The organism is Maricaulis sp. CAU 1757 (assembly GCF_054482675.1).
The window spans coordinates 396,871-413,024 of sequence record NZ_JBTLRI010000003.1; the positions used below are offsets into that span (position 1 = coordinate 396,871).

Sequence of the window (16,154 nt, forward strand, 5' to 3'; positions counted from 1 at the left end):
CAGTGGACCGGCATGATTACATCATGCCGCCCATTCCGCCCATGCCGCCCATGTCGGGCATGCCGGCGCCTTCGCCCTCTTTCTTCGGAGCGTCGGCAATGGCGGCTTCCGTGGTGATCAGCAGGGAGGCGACGGATGCCGCGTCCTGCAGAGCCGTACGGACCACCTTGGCCGGGTCGATGACGCCGAACTCGAGCATGTCGCCATACTCTTCGGTCTGCGCGTTGAAGCCGAAGGTCGGGCTGTCATTCTCGATCACCTTGCCGACGACGATCGAACCTTCGACACCGGAGTTCTCCGAGATCTGACGGATCGGCGCCTGCAGGGCGCGGGCGATGATCTGGATGCCGCGGGTCTGGTCGGCATTGTCGCCTTCCTGGCCACGCAGCTTCAGCGAGGCGCGCAGCAGGGCTACGCCGCCGCCCGGCACGATGCCTTCTTCCACGGCCGCACGGGTCGCGTTGAGGGCGTCGTCGACGCGGTCCTTCTTCTCTTTCACTTCGATCTCGGTGGCACCGCCGACCTTGATCACGGCCACACCGCCGGCCAGCTTGGCGAGGCGTTCCTGCAGCTTTTCGCGGTCATAGTCCGAGGTCGACTCTTCGGCCTGGCGACGGATCTGGCTGACGCGGGCTTCGATCTGGTTCTTGTCGCCCACACCGTCGACGATCGTGGTGTCGTCCTTGGTGATGGTGACGCGCTTGGCCGAGCCGAGCATGTCGAGGGTGACGGTCTCCAGCTTGATGCCGAGGTCTTCGGACACCACCTGGCCACCGGTCAGGATGGCGATGTCTTCCAGCATGGCCTTGCGCCGGTCACCGAAGCCCGGCGCCTTGACGGCGGCGATCTTCAGGCCACCGCGCAGCTTGTTGACCACCAGGGTGGCCAGCGCTTCGCCTTCGACGTCTTCCGCGATGATCAGCAGCGGACGGCCCGACTGCACGACGCTTTCCAGGATCGGCAGCATCGGCTGCAGGGAGGTCAGCTTCTTCTCGAACAGCAGGATGTAGGGCTCTTCCAGCTCGGCCTGCATCTTGTCGGCGTCGGTGATGAAGTACGGCGACAGGTAGCCGCGGTCGAACTGCATGCCTTCGACGACTTCCAGCTCGGTTTCCAGCGACTTGGCCTCTTCGACCGTGATCACGCCTTCATTGCCGACCTTGGCCATGGCCTTGGCGATCATGTCGCCGATTTCCTTTTCGCCGTTCGACGAAATGGTGCCGACCTGGGCGATCTCGTCGGAACCCTTGATCGGGGTCGAGATCGAGCGGATTTCCTCGACGACGAGCTGGACGGCCTTGTCGATGCCGCGCTTCAGGTCCATCGGGTTCATGCCGGCGGCAACCGACTTCATGCCTTCGCGCACGATGGACTGGCCGAGAACCGTGGCCGTCGTGGTGCCGTCACCGGCTTCGTCATTGGTGCGCGACGCGACTTCGCGCAGCATCTGGGCGCCCATGTTCTCGAACTTGTCGGCCAGTTCGATTTCCTTGGCGACCGAGACGCCGTCCTTCGTGGTGCGCGGGGCACCGAAGGATTTCTCGATGACCACGTTGCGGCCTTTCGGGCCCAGCGTGACCTTGACGGCGTTGGCGAGGATGTCGACGCCGCGCAGCATGCGCTCGCGGGCGTCGGAGGAGAAGTGAACTTCTTTGGCAGCCATGAGATTGCTTCCGTTTATCTAGGGATTGAATCTGAAAGGGATGGAGCGGCCGATCAGGCGCTCATCACACCGAGGATGTCGGATTCTTTCATGATGAGGAGGTCTTCGCCGTTCAGCGTCACTTCCGTACCGGACCATTTGCCGAACAGGATGCGATCGCCTTCCTTGACGTCGAGCGGACGGACCGAGCCGTCTTCCTTGATGGCACCGCCGCCGACAGCGACGATTTCGCCTTCCTGCGGCTTTTCCTTCGCCGTGTCGGGAATGATGATCCCGCCCTTGGTCGTGGATTCTTCTTCGACGCGCTTCACCAGCACTCGGTCGTGCAGAGGACGAAAAGTCATCTTGGTTATTCTCCAGCAAGAGACAATGGTTTTTCCGAGCCAGCCGGGGTGTGGTTAGCACTCACCCCGCCCGACTGCTAACAGCGGGCAGATAGGGGGTGGCCGGGGCACCGTCAAGAGGTCGGCACCGACATTTTTGCGCCGTGTTGTGAGTCCAAGTACAGAGCCGCGGGAACGAAGTCAGTCAGCCCGCGTTCATCTGGGAAGTGATCATGTTTGCATGATTATGCCAGTCACAGCCCGGCCTTGTGTCCCGGTTGCCTAGCGAAGAGGGAAGATTCATGAAATTGCGCATTGCTGCGGTCGCCCTGACCGCCGTTTCCATGGCCGCTTGCACCACCACCGACCCGTATACCGGCGAAGTGCGTCGCAACAATACCGGCACCGGGGTCCTGCTGGGCGCCGCGGCCGGAGCCGCTCTCGGCTATCTGACCAATACCTCCGACAGCGAGGAAGGACGCACCAATGCCCTGATCGGCGCCGGCGTCGGCGCCCTGGCTGGTGGTGCCGTCGGCAATTACATGGATCGTCAGGAAGCGGCCATGCGCGAAGCCCTGTCCGACACGGGTGTCGGCGTCCGTCGCGAAGGCGACGAGCTGCGCATGATCATGCCGGGCGATGTCACCTTCGCCACCAATTCTTCCGAGATCGCGCCGCAGTTCTACGGCATCCTCAATGACGTCTCGAACGTGCTGAACCGCTATCCGGCCACGTATGTCGATGTGGTCGGCCATGCCGATTCCACCGGCGAGGCGGAGTATAATCAGCGCCTGTCCGAGCGCCGCGCCTCCTCCGTGGCCACCTATCTGATGTCCCAGGGCGTCATGCGCGACCGCTTCTATGTGGCCGGCATGGGCGAACGCTCGCCGATCGCCAGCAATGACACGCCGGCCGGTCGGGCCCAGAACCGCCGGGTCGAGATCGTCCTGCGCCCGCACACGACCTCCTGACGCGCTGCATCTGCAGTCGTCACGACCAGGTAGAGCGGCCCGCCATCGGCGGGCCGCTTTATTTTATGCCTAGGCGGCGCGCTGCAGTTGTGGGAAAGCGGAGGCTCGGTTTACCTTCGTTAACCGAAATACAACACGACGCGGCAAGGCTTGATGACAAGTCCGCGTGACGATTCGTTTTTGCCAGAAGGCCCGCCATGCAACGCGCCTCCAACATGCTCATCCTGCTCACCTACGTGATGATTGCCGTCGTGGCAGCCATCGGGTTCGAGTTCTTCGGCCTGATGCCGACCATGACCGCCTGGATGATGGGCGCCATCGTGTTCATCGTTGCCAGCCTGGCCCACTCCGCCGCGGCCCGCGCCCAGGAGCGGCGTTCCCTCGAGGACGAGATCCACAATCTCAAGGCCGCCAACCTGGAACTGGCCGAGGAGTTCGAGGCGGCCCAGAAGCGTTTCGATGCCATCGCCGACGAGTTGCGAGCCGAAGCGATCGAGCGCGACAACGCCCTGGTCCACGACATGCGCATCCTGGAAGACATGGTGCGGCGCGGCGATCACGGCGAGTTCGACCATGAAGACGCATTGCCCGCGTCGGAATCGCATATCGGTGTCGCCATGGTGCGCGAGGCGCTCGAGGCCAATCGCATCGACCTTTACCTCCAGCCCATCGTCACCCTGCCGCAGCGCCGTGTGGCCTATTACGAGAGTTTCTCGCGCCTGCGCGACGAGACCGGGCGTGTTCTTGCCCCGGCCGCCTTCATCGATGCCGCCGAACAGGCCGGGCTGATGACGGAAGTCGACAACCTCCTTCTATTCCGCTGTGTCCAGATCGTGCGCCGGCTGACCGGGCAGGACCGCCGCGTCGGCATCTTCTGCAACATTTCGCTCAACGCCCTGTCGGACGAGACCTTCTTCCCGGAATTCCTGGACTATGTGCGCCAGAACCAGGACCTGGCCAGCTCGCTGATCTTCGAGATCACCCAGCAAGCCTTCTTCGAGCGCGATGCGCGCGCCGCGCGCAACATGGCGCGTATGGCTGATTTCGGTTTCCGTTTCTCGGTCGACCAGGTCTCAAATGTGACCATGGATCTCGACGAGATGGAGCGGGCCGGGGTCCGCTTCGTCAAGATCAGCGGCCACCGCCTGCTCCGGGCCCTGCGTGACGGCGAGTCGATTGCCGGCTACGAGCCCGGCGCCATTGCCGTCGAGGATGTGGCCGGCATGTTTGCCCGTCACGGACTGGAGCTGATCGTCGACAAGGTCGAGGAAGAATCCACCGTGGTCGAGGTGCTCGAGCTCGATGTGGCGTATGGCCAGGGGCATCTGTTCGGGGAGCCGAAGGCGGTGCGTGGCGACGCGCTCGACATCCCGCATCCGGATGTGAAGCCCGAGGCGGTTACGCTGGCCGGCTAGCGGATCCCCGCGAAGGCTTGCCGAGCGGCGCGATTGACGCGACCCGTCGGCCCTGCTTCAAGCGGCCTCATGACCGATTATCCTACGCTTGGCAGCCTGCGCTCCCGCTACGATGCCCTCTATTGTGACGTCTGGGGCGTGATCCGCGACGGCGCGGCACTCCTGCCCGAAGCCGTCGAGGCCCTGCGCGAATGGCGCCGGTCGGGCGGTGCCGTGTGCCTGGTGTCCAATTCACCCAAGCCGCGCAGCGACCTGCAGGCGATGCTGCGCCAGATGGGCCTGCCGGACGATGCCGTCGACGCGATGGTCACGTCCGGTGATGCCATCCATGCCGAGCTGGCCGCGCGCACGCCGGGCCGTGCCTTTCGCATCGGGCCGCAGCGCGACGATCCGCTCTATGTCGGTCTCGACATCGAGTTCACCGATATCGGGCAGGCGGACTTCATCAGCTGTACCGGACCGGATGACGAGGTGAACGGCCATCCGGAAGACTATGACAGCGTCCTTCGTGAGGCGCTGGCCCGCAAGCTCGACCTCGTCTGTGCCAACCCCGATATCGTTGTCCAGTCCGGTGAGGGGCTGGTCTATTGCGCCGGTGCCATTGCCCGGCACTACCGCCAGATGGGCGGGCGCAGCATCGTCGCCGGCAAACCGCACCGGCCAATCTACGAGCTCGCAGCGCGGGCGCTGGCGGGTATCGGCCGGGACACGCCGCTCGAGCGGGTCCTGGCCATTGGTGACGGCCCGGAAACAGACATCGAGGGCGCATCGCGCATCGGTGTCGACGCGCTGTTCATTGCGGACGGCATTCTCGGAGCCGAAATGGAAAACGCCTCCTTCGATCCGGACCGGGTCGAGGAGGCGTTGTCGGAGTATGGCGTTTCAGCGCGCTATGCAGCGCCGAAACTGGTCTGGTAGGCGCGTCCTAGTCGAACAGCGAGTCGATCGAGGACTGGTCGAGCGGTGAGGCTTCGCCAGCGCTGTCGGCAAACATCGCATCGATGTCGTCCTGGCTGGTTTCCGGGCCACCGATCGCCGGACCGTTGAGCAGCAGCTCGCGCTTGCGCCGTTCCTCTTCGGTTTCCTCGGCCGGGTGATCGGCATCGCGAACACCCATCACCTCGGCAAAGCGGGCGACCCGGTTTTCCACGTGGCGCAGAGAGCCCACGACCTTGGAGACGCGCTGGCCGGCCAGGTCCTGGAAGCTGCAAGCCTCGATGATGGTCATCATCGCCGCTTCGACATTGGCCTTGTACTCGTCATAGTCCGCCGAGTCGTCGCACAGGACTGCCTCAGCCGCACTCATGATGGTCTCGGTGGCCTTTTCCGTGTCACCCACAACGGCTTCCAGTTCGACCCCGGCAGTCGGGATGCGCTCGGACTTGATGTCGTTGGGCCGAAGGGCGGAAATCTCGTCGCGGGTGCGGGAGATGTAATCGGCGATGTAATTGAATTCTTGGCAGATCGACTGGTCGAGGGAGCTGAAGAACAACTTCATCGTATCCGTCAGCTGGTGGGCCAGCTTCAGGACTTCCATGATCTGGGCGTCTTGCAGATCACTGGCCTTCAATTCGGCGAGCGAACTACGGACTTGCGCAGCGACATTGGCGGCGGGCATGGGCCCCTCCCTAGTTCGAAGACTCAGTTGGCGTAACGACGGACACTTCTTAGAAGTCGCCCAGAACGGCTGCCATCTTCGACTTGAGGGTGCCGGCATTGAACGGCTTCACGATGTAATTGTTCACACCGGCCCGTTTTGCGGCAACCACGTTTTCGGTCTTCGATTCGGCGGTCACCATGATGAAGGGCGTGGCCTTCATGCTGTCGTCACCGCGAACTTTCTGCAGGAGTTCGTAGCCGGTCATCGGCTCCATGTTCCAGTCAGAGATGACCAGCCCATACTTGTTCTTCTGCATTTTCTCGTAGGCTTCCTGCCCATCGGCAGCTTCGTCAACATTCTCAAAGCCAATCTGCTTGAGCAGGTTGCGAATGATACGGATCATGGTCTTGTAATCGTCCACAACCAGGATCGGCATAGTCATTTCGACAGCCATGCGTAGTCTCCATCCACTCGACGCGTTTCCATCCGGACGGCTTGTTCCGCCGTCTTCAGTTGGGACCCTAGACATTCGCGGATAAAAATCGGTTAAAGCAGGCGCAACAAGGAGATTTCAATGTCGGACAGTCCAGGCATCGCCCTCGAGGAAATGGAAATTGGCCAGTTCGCAGAAGCGGTTAGGACAGTTACCGAAGAAGATCTGGACATGTTTGCCAAGGTCTCCGGCGATTATAATCCGGTGCACATGGACGAAGAATTCGCACGCCGGACACCGTTTCGGGGCCGAATTGCACACGGCGCGCTCGTGGCGTCCTTCATTTCCGGCGTGCTCGGCAATCAACTGCCTGGACCGGGGGCCATCTTCCTCGGTCTGAACATGCGCTTTTTCCAGCCGACACGAATTGGCGACGTCGTGACCACCCGCGTCACCGTCAAGGAAGTCGACCTGAAATCCCGCAAGGCGGTGATGGATTGCGAGTGCCGAGTGGGCGACACCCTGACCATGAAAGCCGAAGCTGAAGTCATGGTGCGCAAGCGGCGGCGCAAGGCGGTCGACTGATCCCATGCAGGTGCTGCGCGGACATACGGGCCTGTCGCCCTCGGACCGCGGCAGCGTCGTGGCGCTTGGCAATTTCGACGGTGTTCATCTGGGGCACCGCCGGGTCCTGAGCGAGGCCGCAAGCCTTGCCGAGGACTGCCAGGCCGAGCTGGCGGTGGCCGTCTTCGATCCGCACCCTCGTCGTTATTTCGCGCCGGACACGCCGCCCTTCCGCCTGATGAGCGAGGGGCGCCGCAACCAGGTACTGTCCGATCTCGGGGTCAAGCGGCTTCACGTGCTGCCATTCGACGCCAGTCTGGTTGCCATGACCCCGGACGCTTTCGTGGCCCGGGTTCTGGTCGACGGGCTGGGCATGAAGGGCGTGGTGACTGGCGCCGATTTCCGGTTCGGGGCGGGCCGGGCCGGTTCGGTCGAGGATCTGCAGCGGTTGAGTGAAGCGCATGGGGCCGTGGCCCGGTTCGCCGCCCTTCATGATGCCGGTCAGGAAAAAATCTCGTCCACGCGCATTCGCGATGCCATCAGTGCCGGCAATCTCGCCGCAGCCGGCGCCTGGATGGGCGGGCCCTGGATCATTGACGGCCGGGTGGCGCGCGGCGACCAGGTTGGTCGGACAATCGGATTCCCGACGGCAAACATCGATCTGGGGGAGTATGTCCGTCCGGCCAGCGGCGTTTACGCGGTACGCGTGGGTTTGCCGGGGGAGGGGATCCTCCGTCCCGGTGTCGCCAATTTCGGTCGCCGCCCGACGGTGGACGGCACGCGCGAATGGCTGGAAGTCCATCTGTTCGACTTCGGGGGTGACCTCTATGACCGCGAGATCGCCGTGGAAATGGTCGAACACTTGCGGCCCGAGCGTCGCTTCGACGGCCTCGACGCCCTGAAGGCCGCCATTGCCGCCGATGCCGATCAGGCGCGCGCCGTGCTGAATGGCGTGTCTGGACCGTCCTGACAGGCTCTGTTAAACGCGAACCATGGTCCGTTTCTGCCTGATCACGCGCGGTTCCCGAAACCGCATCGCGCCGCCGGCGGGTCGAATTACCCGCCCGGGCCGCCGGATGTAAACCGCGCGGTTCCGGGAGACATGTGCTGCCTCGAACCTCAACCGATTCAGACTGCAAGGACCCGATCCGATGACGGATACGCCCTCCGATACCGGTAAAGACACCTCCGGTGACGCCGACGCCTCGCGCGACTACCGCCAGACCCTGTTCCTGCCCAAGACCGATTTCCCGATGCGCGCCGGCCTGCCCAAGCAGGAACCGGAATGGCTCAAGCGCTGGGACTCGCTCGGCCTCTATGACCGCCTGCGCGAGCAGTCCGCCGGCCGCAAGCGCTTCGTGCTGCACGATGGTCCGCCCTACGCCAATGGCCATATCCACATCGGTACGGGGATGAACAAGATCCTCAAGGACTTCGTTGTCCGCTCGCGCCAGATGGCCGGTCTCGACGCCCCCTACCGGCCGGGCTGGGACTGCCACGGCCTGCCGATCGAGTGGAAGGTCGAACAGAATTTCCGCGCCAAGGGGCGTGACAAGGACGATATCCCGGTCACCGAATTCCGTGAGGAGTGTCGCAAGTACGCCGCCGAGTGGGTCGGCGTGCAGAGCGAGGAATTCCAGCGCCTCGGCGTGTGCGGCAACTGGGCCGATCCCTACACCACGATGGCGTTTGACGCCGAGGCGACGATCGTGCGTGAATTCCTCACCTTCGTCGAACAGGGCCTGGTGTATTCCGGCTCCGCCCCGGTGATGTGGTCGCCGGTCGAGCAGACCGCCCTGGCCGAGGCCGAGGTGGAGTACCAGGACAAGGTGTCGACCACGATCCATGTCCGCTTCCCGGTGCGCGGCGTGCGCAAGGATGGTACCGCCATCCCGAAATCCTGCATCGGCGCCCACGTGGTCATCTGGACGACCACGCCGTGGACCATTCCCGGCAACCGGGCGATCTGCTACTCGCCGAGCATCAGCTATGGCCTGTACAAGGTCACCGGCGTCGAGGAGAGCGAGTTCCGGCCCTGGGCCATGCCGGGCGACCTGCTGATTGTCGCCGATGCGCTGTGGGACGAGACGGCCAAGGCCGCCAAGATCGGCAATTGGGAACGCGTCGATACCGTCGACCCGACCGGTTTCGTGTGTTCGCACCCGCTGCTCGAACTCGACCGGTTCTGGAACTATCCGGTGCCGCTGCTGCCCGGCGACCACGTCACCGACGAGGCCGGCACCGGCTTTGTGCACACCGCGCCGAGCCATGGCGCCGAGGACTATGTCGCCTGGATGGCCTTCCCGGAATGGCATGACCGCGAACAGGCGGTGCCGCACATGGTCGGCCCGGACGGTGCCTATTACGACCAGATCCCGGTCTTCGCCGGTCTCAAGATCATCCGCACCGAAGGCAAGAAGCAGGGCCAGGAAGGCCCGGCCAACAAGGCGGTCATCGACGAGCTGGTGAAAGCCAGCCGCCTGCTGGCCCGCGGCCGCCTCGAGCATTCCTACCCGCACTCCTGGCGCTCCAAGGCGCCGGTCATCTTCCGCAACACGCTGCAATGGTTCGTCGCCATCGACCGGCCGATGAAGTCCGGCGGTACGCTGCGCGAGAAGGCCCTGGCCGCCATCTCCGATACCGAGTGGACACCGAAGATCGCGGAAAACCGCATCCGCGCCATGGTCGAGCAGCGCCCGGACTGGCTGGTCTCGCGCCAGCGTGCCTGGGGCGTGCCGATCACCCTCTTCGTCGAGAAGGGCACCGGCCGCGTGCTCAATGACAAGGCCGTGCACCAGCGCATCATTGCCGCCGTCCGGGACGAGGGCGGCGATGCCTGGTTCACCCGCCCGGCCGCCGATTTCCTCGGCGACGACTATGATGCCGAACAGTGGGAAAAGGTCACCGACATCCTCGATGTATGGTTCGATAGCGGCTGCACCCACGCCTTCGCGCTGGAGCCGCGCAGCGATCTGAAATGGCCGGCCGATCTCTATGTGGAAGGCTCCGACCAGCACCGCGGCTGGTTCCAGTCCTCGCTTCTGGAAAGCTGCGGCACGCGTGGCCGGGCGCCCTATGACGGAGTCATCACGCACGGCTTCGTGATGGATGGCGAAGGCCGCAAGATGTCGAAATCGCTTGGCAATGTCGTCGCTCCCAACGAGATCGCCAAGAAGTATGGCGTCGAGATCCTGCGTCTCTGGGCCGCCGCCCAGGACTATACCGACGATCTGCGCATCTCCGAGGAGATCCTCCAGACTTCGGTCGATGCCTATCGCAAGATGCGCAACACCACGCGCTACCTGATCGGTGCCCTGCACGGCTTCGACGAGGCCACAGAGCGCCTGCCGGTCGAGCGCATGCCGTCGCTTGAGCGCTGGGTGCTGCACCGGCTGCACGAACTCGATGGCGTGGTGCGCGAGGGCTATGCCGCCTACGACTTCAAGAAGGTCTACTCGGCGCTGTTCAATTTCTGCGTCGTCGACCTGTCCGCCTTCTATCTCGATGTGCGCAAGGACAGCCTGTACTGCGACCGGCCGACCTCCGACCGCCGCCGCGCCGTGCGCACGGTGATGCACGAGATCTTCATGCGCCTGACCGTGTGGCTGGCGCCGATCATGCCCTTCACCATGGAAGAGGTGTGGCTGGCCCGTTTCCCGTCCGACGATGACAGCGTGCACCTGCGCACCTTCCCGGCCACGCCTGCCGACTGGCATGATGGCGGGCGGGCGGAGAACTGGCGCACCATCCGCCGCCTGCGGCGTGTGGTGACCGGGGCGCTGGAAGTGGAACGCCGCGAGAAGCGCATCGGCTCGAGCCTCGAGGCAGCGCCGCACGTGCACGTCACCGACCCGGTCTATCGTCAGGCCCTGCAGGCCGAGACCGACGGTCCGGTCGAGGACTTCCTCGCCGAGATCGCCATCACCAGCCAGGCCCATCTGCACGACGAGCCGGCACCCGAGGGCGCCTTCCGCCAGGACGATGTCGCCGACATCGCCGTGGTGCCCGGCCGGGCCGAAGGCCGCAAGTGCGCCCGTTCGTGGAAGTATTCCACCGAGATCGGCTCCGACCCGCGCTTCCCCGACCTGACACCGCGCGACGCCGAGGCGGTGGCCGAGTGGGACCGCACGCATGGGTGACGCCGACCTCGTCATGCCGCAACCGGTGCCGCGCCGCGAACTGGCGCGCACCGGGCTCGGGCTCGCCGGCATCATCTTCGTGCTCGACCAGGCAACCAAGTACTGGGTACTCGACCGGCTCGGCTTTTCGCCCGAGGGCTGCCTCGACTATCAGCGCGCCAGTGATGCCGATCGCCTGTCGCTGACCAATACGTGCGGCCATATCGAGATTTCCCCGGTCTTCGATCTGACCATGGTGTGGAACAAGGGCGTCAGCTTCGGCCTGTTCGGCGCCGACGGCGTGGTCGGTCGGTCCATCCTGGTGGTGTTCTCCGTGGTCGTTGCGGCGGTGCTTGCTGCCGGCCTCCTGGGGCGCGGGCCGTTGAAGGCGATTCGGCGCCTGCAGGCGATCGGTTTCGGCCTGATCATCGGCGGTGCCCTCGGCAATGCGATCGACCGCGTGATCTACGGGGCCGTCGCCGATTTCCTGAATTTCTCCGATATCGGCTTTCCCTGGGTCTTCAATGTCGCCGATGTTGGTATTAATCTCGGGGTCATGGCGATCCTCGCCGATGTCTTTCTGCACGACACCGGACCGCGCCGCCGCAAATGAGTGTGGCATGCGGGCTGGGAAAGCGCGCCTGACTTCGTTAGAAGTGGGGCAACATGAATTGGAGCTTTGTCGACATGCGTATGCGTTCCGCTCTCTTGGTCGCCGCCGCGGCCTCACTTGCCCTGACCGGTTGCAGCGGCGTGTCGCGCGCGCTCGGTGCGGAAAAGGTCACGCCGGACGAGTTCCGCACCGTGACCATCGCCCCGCTGACCGTGCCGCCTGAGTACAATCTGCGTCCGCCGCGTCCCGGCGAGCCGCGCCCGGAAGAGATCTATCCCGACCAGCAGGCCCGCCTGGCCCTGCTCGGTTCCTCGGCCGCTTTCGAGGGCTCCGATGCCGAGGCCCTGCTGGTGGCCCGCGCCGGTGGCGGCGAGGCCGACCCGTTCATCCGTTCGATCATTGACGGCGAGACCGCCGGCGTGGTGCGCAAGTCGCGCAGCTTCGCCGACCAGGTCCTGTTCTGGCGCGACGGGGCCTACCGGCCGGTCGGCGACGCCACCCCGCTCGATGCGAGCGAGGAAGCCGAACGCCAGGAACGCATCATCGGCGTGACCGGTGGTGGCGAGGTCGAGATCGAGCGTGATCGTCGCCTTCTGCCGAAACTGCCGGGTCTCTGAGAGACCCGTGTGACCGGGCTGACTTGACCGACTCAGGGCCAGCCGAAAGGCTGGCCCTATGTCGTTAAGCACCCCTGCTCCGGACTCCCGAACGCCCGTGATCCGTCGCCTGCCGCCGGAGACCGTCAACCGTATTGCCGCCGGTGAGGTCGTCGAGCGCCCAGGCTCGGTGATCAAGGAACTGGCGGAAAACGCCCTCGACGCCGGGGCCACGCGCATCGAGATCACCGCCGAGGGCGGCGGCCTGGTCCGCCTCGTCGTCGACGATAACGGCAAGGGCATGGACGAGGCCGAGCTCGGCCTGTGCATCGAGCGCCACGCGACGTCGAAGCTGCCTGTCGGCTCGGACGGCCGCGACGACCTGCTGAACATCTCCACCATGGGCTTTCGCGGCGAGGCGCTGCCCTCGATCGGCTCGATCGCCCGCCTGTCGATCACCAGCCAGGCCCGCGGCTCCGGCGATGCCTGGACCATCCTGGTCGAGGGCGGTGACACCGGCGGTGTACGCCCGGCCTCGCCCCTGGGCCGACCCGGCACCCGCATTGAGGTGCGCGACCTGTTCTACGCCACCCCGGCGCGCCTGAAATTCCTCAAGTCCGAGCGGGCCGAGAACACCGCCATCACCGATGTCGTCAAGCGCCTCGCCATGTCGCGCCCGGATGTCGGCTTCTTCCTCACCCTGGACGGGCGCAAGCGTTTTGCCGTGGCTGCCGAGCGCGGCGAGGGGAGTGCTGCCCGCAAGGCGCGTTTGCAGGCCATGCTCGGCGCCGATTTCGGCGAGAATGCGCTGGAAGTCGACCAGACCCGCGAGGGCGTGCGCGTCTACGGCTTTGCCAGCCTGCCGACCTTCTCGCGCGGTTCGACCCAGCACCAATACCTGTTCGTCAACGGAAGACCGGTCCTCGACCGCCTGCTGCACGGCGCCATCCGCGGCGCCTACCAGGATTTCCTGGCCCGCGACCGCCACCCGGTGGTGGCGCTCAATGTCGACCTGCCGACCGACCTCGTTGACGTCAATGTCCATCCCGCCAAGGCCGAGGTGCGTTTCCGCGATGCCGGCCTGGTACGTGGCCTCATTGTTGGCTCGCTGCGCCATGCCCTGGCCGCTGCTGGCCACCGCGCCTCGACCACCGTCGCCGGCTTTGCCCTCGGTCGGGCCCGTCCGGAAGGCATGGGCGAGGGTGGGGCCATGCCCTACCACTCCACCGCCGGCCAGCTCGCCGGCTGGGGCCGCGTCCCGCCGTCCGCTGCGCCGCAGCAGGACCCGGTCTTCAATCCCGGCATGTCCGCCCGGGCGGAGCCGGACAGCGACTATGCCGGGCCCTTGCCGGAGCCGGGTGCAGACGGTCAATCCGCGACGCCGTCCGCGCCGCCGCCGGACTGGCCGCTTGGCGTGGCCCGGGCCCAGCTGCACGAGACCTATGTCGTCGCCCAGACCGCCGACGGCATCGTCATCGTCGATCAGCACGCCGCCCATGAACGCCTCGTCTACGAGCGCATGAAGGCCATGATCGCCGAGGCCGGGGTGCAGCGGCAACGCCTCCTGGTCCCGGAAATCGTCGACCTCGACGAGGCGGAGGCGCGCCGCGTGCTCGACCGCGCCGATGAACTCGCCGAGCTCGGCCTCGTGGTCGAACCCTTCGGCGCCGGCGCCATCGCCGTCAGCGAAACCCCGGCCCTGCTGAAGAAGCTCGATGTGCAGGGCCTGATCCGCGACCTCGCTGATGATTTCGCCGAGTACGAGCAGGCCCTCTCGCTCAAGGAAAAGCTCGAACACGTCGTCGGCACCATGGCCTGCCACGGCTCGGTCCGCTCCGGCCGCCGCCTCACCGGCGAGGAAATGAACGCCCTCCTGCGCGAAATGGAAGCGACGCCCCATTCCGGCCAGTGCAATCACGGCCGCCCGACCTATGTGGAGCTCAAGCTGGCGGACATCGAACGCCTCTTCGGACGGCGGTAGAGGCGGGAGACGGGGCAATGGCGGGACCATCACGCTCGGCATCATTGTGGGTCGCGGCGCGCTTGCTGATCCTGCTGGCCGGTCTGGTCGCCTTTGGCGCCGCGTTCTACGCTCTCGCGAACCAGCGCGTGCCGGACGACCCCGTCGTCGAGGGGATGGCCGTGGGATACGCCATGCTGATTTGCCTGCCTTTCAGCCTGGGTGCGCTGATCGGCTTCGCATTGGATCCGAGCGGAAAGAAGACAGCCTTTCCAGGCCTGCTGGCAGGCGCTCTCGCCGTTCTCGCCGTCCTGTTTCTGGTCGGCTGTCTGATGGCGGAGGGATTGATCTGCATGGTCATGCTCGCCCCGCTTTGGGTCTTTAGCGCCTGGGCCGGGAGTTTTGCTGTCTGGCTCCTGCATGAGCGGTTTCGCAACCGGGTCGCGCGCAACTGCCTTGGCCTGCTGGCGCTTCCTGTTCTTGCCCTGTTTCTGGACCCGGGTCTTCCATCCCCGTCCCAGACTTTCGAGGTCCGCCGCGCCATCGAAATCAATGCGGCGCCGAGCGAAATCTGGCCCCACTTGCTGAAGCTCGATGATCTTTCGGAAGACGAAGGCGTGTGGAATGTGGCCCAGGAGTGGCTGCGCATTCCGCGGCCCCGCTCGGCGGTCATTTCCGGCGAGGGCGTCGGGGCTGTTCGCGAGGCCCGCTGGGGCGATGACATCCGGTTTGAGGAAGTCGTTTCCACTTGGGTTCCCGCGCAGTATCTGGCTTGGCGCTTCCGTTTCCCCGACAACTCGCTTGCCGAACACACTGACGCGCACATCGGCCCGCGCAGCCAATATCTGTCAATTGAATCCGGAGGCTACGAAATCGAACCGCTCCCGGACGGTCGCAGCCGCCTGATCCTCAACACCCGCTATATAGCCACCAGCCCGGTCAACCATTACAGCGCGCTGTGGGGTGAACTATTCCTCGGGGACATCCAGCGCAATATCCTGCACATCATCCGCGACCGGGCCGAAGCCCATCCGGTCCCTCCAGCCATTCCAAGCTGAAACAGCGCGAATATTCCTCCCCGCCTCGGCGGGGAGGGGGACCCGCGAAGCGGGGGAGGGGTCGACTGGTGCCAGCCTGTCGAAGCCGGGAGCTCTGTGCCCTCGCGGCTTCCCGGCCGCGACCCCTTCGACCCGTCGCTTCGCGCCGGCCCACTTCCCCGCAACCGGGGAAGAAAGCGATGCGCTTCAGGCGGCACCACCGAGGTCCTCCCCCTTGATGGGGGAGGTGGATCGCCGCCTTGGCGGCGAGACGGAGCGGGTGAATCCCGGTGCTGGACGCGTCTGGCCCCTTTCCTCCTCGCCCGGCGGGGAGGGGGACCCGCGAAGCCGGGGAGGTGCCGACCCCGGCCTTGTGCCGGGGGATGGCGGAGGGGGTAAGTCACGGCCCCACACGCCCCCCTCAGGCGGGCTGGCGCCGCCAGCTCCCCCGCTCGCGGGGGAGCGATCCGCGGTCATAAAATTTTTATCTCCGCACTTTTCGCGACCGTCCGTGGCAGTTTCCTCAATGAAATCATAGGGCGTCACTTTTTTCCGCCCGTTTTCATCCCCACCCCCTCCGGCCCATGGGACACTCCCCCCGGCTTCACGGCACGGGAGGCACAGGCCTGGTCATCTGTGGTCGTGGAGCGGGCGGAGCCCGTCCGGGTGCCGGTCTGACCGGCCGGAACGCTGGCGGGGCTACCGGAAGGTCGCGGCGACACTAATCATGGATCGCCGCTACCGACCGGTCTGGAATCCGGTGCCGCGAGGCCTGGCCCAAATCTCCGCGAACGGGGTGGCGTGATGGACCCTTGTTTAGAAATTTCGGCAGGTTCGTCCCGCCGCCCCGTTCCCTCCCGT

At 65.2% G+C, this 16,154-nt stretch carries 14 protein-coding genes; 10 read left to right on the top strand and 4 right to left on the bottom strand.

Translation table 11 applies throughout. The annotated features are described in order from the left end of the window. Positions 1-16 precede the first annotated feature (16 nt). On the bottom strand, positions 17-1,663 hold the full coding sequence (gene groL / locus ACXYMR_RS10910; RefSeq protein WP_458942891.1) for a chaperonin GroEL: 1,647 nt from the start codon (positions 1,661-1,663) through the stop codon (positions 17-19). Between the two features lie 53 nt (positions 1,664-1,716). Beyond that, positions 1,717-2,007: a co-chaperone GroES gene (groES, locus tag ACXYMR_RS10915; RefSeq protein WP_458942892.1), complete on the bottom strand. Its 291-nt coding sequence runs from the start codon at positions 2,005-2,007 to the stop codon at positions 1,717-1,719. Positions 2,008-2,288: 281 nt separating this feature from the next. On the opposite strand from groES, the gene ACXYMR_RS10920 reads away from it, so the two are divergent. The 3 genes from ACXYMR_RS10920 (at position 2,289) to ACXYMR_RS10930 (ending at position 5,290) form a co-directional block, all read left to right on the top strand. Further along, positions 2,289-2,957: an OmpA family protein gene (locus ACXYMR_RS10920; RefSeq protein ID WP_458942893.1), complete on the top strand. Its 669-nt coding sequence runs from the start codon at positions 2,289-2,291 to the stop codon at positions 2,955-2,957. Positions 2,958-3,154: 197 nt separating this feature from the next. Continuing rightward, positions 3,155-4,372 (top strand): EAL domain-containing protein, encoded by a 1,218-nt coding sequence (locus ACXYMR_RS10925; RefSeq protein ID WP_458942894.1) that lies wholly within the window; start codon positions 3,155-3,157, stop codon positions 4,370-4,372. A gap of 69 nt (positions 4,373-4,441) precedes the next feature. Continuing rightward, positions 4,442-5,290 carry a TIGR01459 family HAD-type hydrolase gene (locus ACXYMR_RS10930; RefSeq protein ID WP_458942895.1) on the top strand — a complete coding sequence of 283 codons (849 nt, stop codon included), beginning with the start codon at positions 4,442-4,444 and terminating at the stop codon, positions 5,288-5,290. Between the two features lie 7 nt (positions 5,291-5,297). Here ACXYMR_RS10930 and ACXYMR_RS10935 read toward each other — a convergent pair whose 3' ends face one another. Then, on the bottom strand, positions 5,298-5,990 hold the full coding sequence (locus ACXYMR_RS10935; RefSeq protein ID WP_458942896.1) for a protein phosphatase CheZ: 693 nt from the start codon (positions 5,988-5,990) through the stop codon (positions 5,298-5,300). Positions 5,991-6,039: 49 nt separating this feature from the next. Beyond that, positions 6,040-6,426: a response regulator gene (locus ACXYMR_RS10940; RefSeq protein ID WP_458942897.1), complete on the bottom strand. Its 387-nt coding sequence runs from the start codon at positions 6,424-6,426 to the stop codon at positions 6,040-6,042. 120 nt (positions 6,427-6,546) lie between these two features. On the opposite strand from ACXYMR_RS10940, the gene ACXYMR_RS10945 reads away from it, so the two are divergent. From ACXYMR_RS10945 to ACXYMR_RS10975, 7 genes are all read left to right on the top strand, one after another. After that, entirely contained in the window at positions 6,547-6,990 is a 444-nt protein-coding gene (locus tag ACXYMR_RS10945; RefSeq protein WP_458942898.1) for a MaoC family dehydratase, read from the top strand. Between the two features lie 4 nt (positions 6,991-6,994). After that, positions 6,995-7,939 carry a bifunctional riboflavin kinase/FAD synthetase gene (locus tag ACXYMR_RS10950; protein ID WP_458942899.1) on the top strand — a complete coding sequence of 315 codons (945 nt, stop codon included), beginning with the start codon at positions 6,995-6,997 and terminating at the stop codon, positions 7,937-7,939. A 181-nt stretch (positions 7,940-8,120) separates the two neighbouring features. After that, a complete protein-coding gene (gene ileS / locus ACXYMR_RS10955) occupies positions 8,121-11,108 on the top strand; it encodes an isoleucine--tRNA ligase (RefSeq protein WP_458942900.1) in 2,988 nt (995 codons plus the stop codon). After that, positions 11,101-11,700: a signal peptidase II gene (gene lspA / locus ACXYMR_RS10960; RefSeq protein WP_458942901.1), complete on the top strand. Its 600-nt coding sequence runs from the start codon at positions 11,101-11,103 to the stop codon at positions 11,698-11,700. Before ileS ends, lspA begins: the two co-directional genes overlap by 8 nt. Positions 11,701-11,774: 74 nt before the next feature. Continuing rightward, positions 11,775-12,317, top strand: a complete 543-nt coding sequence (locus ACXYMR_RS10965; RefSeq protein WP_458942902.1) for a DUF3035 domain-containing protein — start codon at positions 11,775-11,777, stop codon at positions 12,315-12,317. A gap of 58 nt (positions 12,318-12,375) precedes the next feature. After that, complete coding sequence (mutL, locus tag ACXYMR_RS10970; protein WP_458942903.1) at positions 12,376-14,277, top strand: DNA mismatch repair endonuclease MutL; 1,902 nt, start codon at positions 12,376-12,378, stop codon at positions 14,275-14,277. A 17-nt stretch (positions 14,278-14,294) separates the two neighbouring features. After that, entirely contained in the window at positions 14,295-15,314 is a 1,020-nt protein-coding gene (locus ACXYMR_RS10975; protein ID WP_458942904.1) for an SRPBCC family protein, read from the top strand. Positions 15,315-16,154: the final 840 nt, after the last annotated feature.

Bases quoted from the DNA above. Each gene is read 5' to 3' on its own strand.
- groL (WP_458942891.1), bottom strand. From the start codon at position 1,663: ATGGCTGCCAAAGAAGTTCACTTCTCCTCCGACGCCCGCGAGCGCATG.
- groES (WP_458942892.1), bottom strand. From the start codon at position 2,007: ATGACTTTTCGTCCTCTGCACGACCGAGTGCTGGTGAAGCGCGTCGAA.
- ACXYMR_RS10920 (WP_458942893.1), top strand. From the start codon at position 2,289: ATGAAATTGCGCATTGCTGCGGTCGCCCTGACCGCCGTTTCCATGGCC.
- ACXYMR_RS10925 (WP_458942894.1), top strand. From the start codon at position 3,155: ATGCAACGCGCCTCCAACATGCTCATCCTGCTCACCTACGTGATGATT.
- ACXYMR_RS10930 (WP_458942895.1), top strand. From the start codon at position 4,442: ATGACCGATTATCCTACGCTTGGCAGCCTGCGCTCCCGCTACGATGCC.
- ACXYMR_RS10935 (WP_458942896.1), bottom strand. From the start codon at position 5,990: ATGCCCGCCGCCAATGTCGCTGCGCAAGTCCGTAGTTCGCTCGCCGAA.
- ACXYMR_RS10940 (WP_458942897.1), bottom strand. From the start codon at position 6,426: ATGGCTGTCGAAATGACTATGCCGATCCTGGTTGTGGACGATTACAAG.
- ACXYMR_RS10945 (WP_458942898.1), top strand. From the start codon at position 6,547: ATGTCGGACAGTCCAGGCATCGCCCTCGAGGAAATGGAAATTGGCCAG.
- ACXYMR_RS10950 (WP_458942899.1), top strand. From the start codon at position 6,995: ATGCAGGTGCTGCGCGGACATACGGGCCTGTCGCCCTCGGACCGCGGC.
- ileS (WP_458942900.1), top strand. From the start codon at position 8,121: ATGACGGATACGCCCTCCGATACCGGTAAAGACACCTCCGGTGACGCC.
- lspA (WP_458942901.1), top strand. From the start codon at position 11,101: ATGGGTGACGCCGACCTCGTCATGCCGCAACCGGTGCCGCGCCGCGAA.
- ACXYMR_RS10965 (WP_458942902.1), top strand. From the start codon at position 11,775: ATGCGTATGCGTTCCGCTCTCTTGGTCGCCGCCGCGGCCTCACTTGCC.
- mutL (WP_458942903.1), top strand. From the start codon at position 12,376: ATGTCGTTAAGCACCCCTGCTCCGGACTCCCGAACGCCCGTGATCCGT.
- ACXYMR_RS10975 (WP_458942904.1), top strand. From the start codon at position 14,295: ATGGCGGGACCATCACGCTCGGCATCATTGTGGGTCGCGGCGCGCTTG.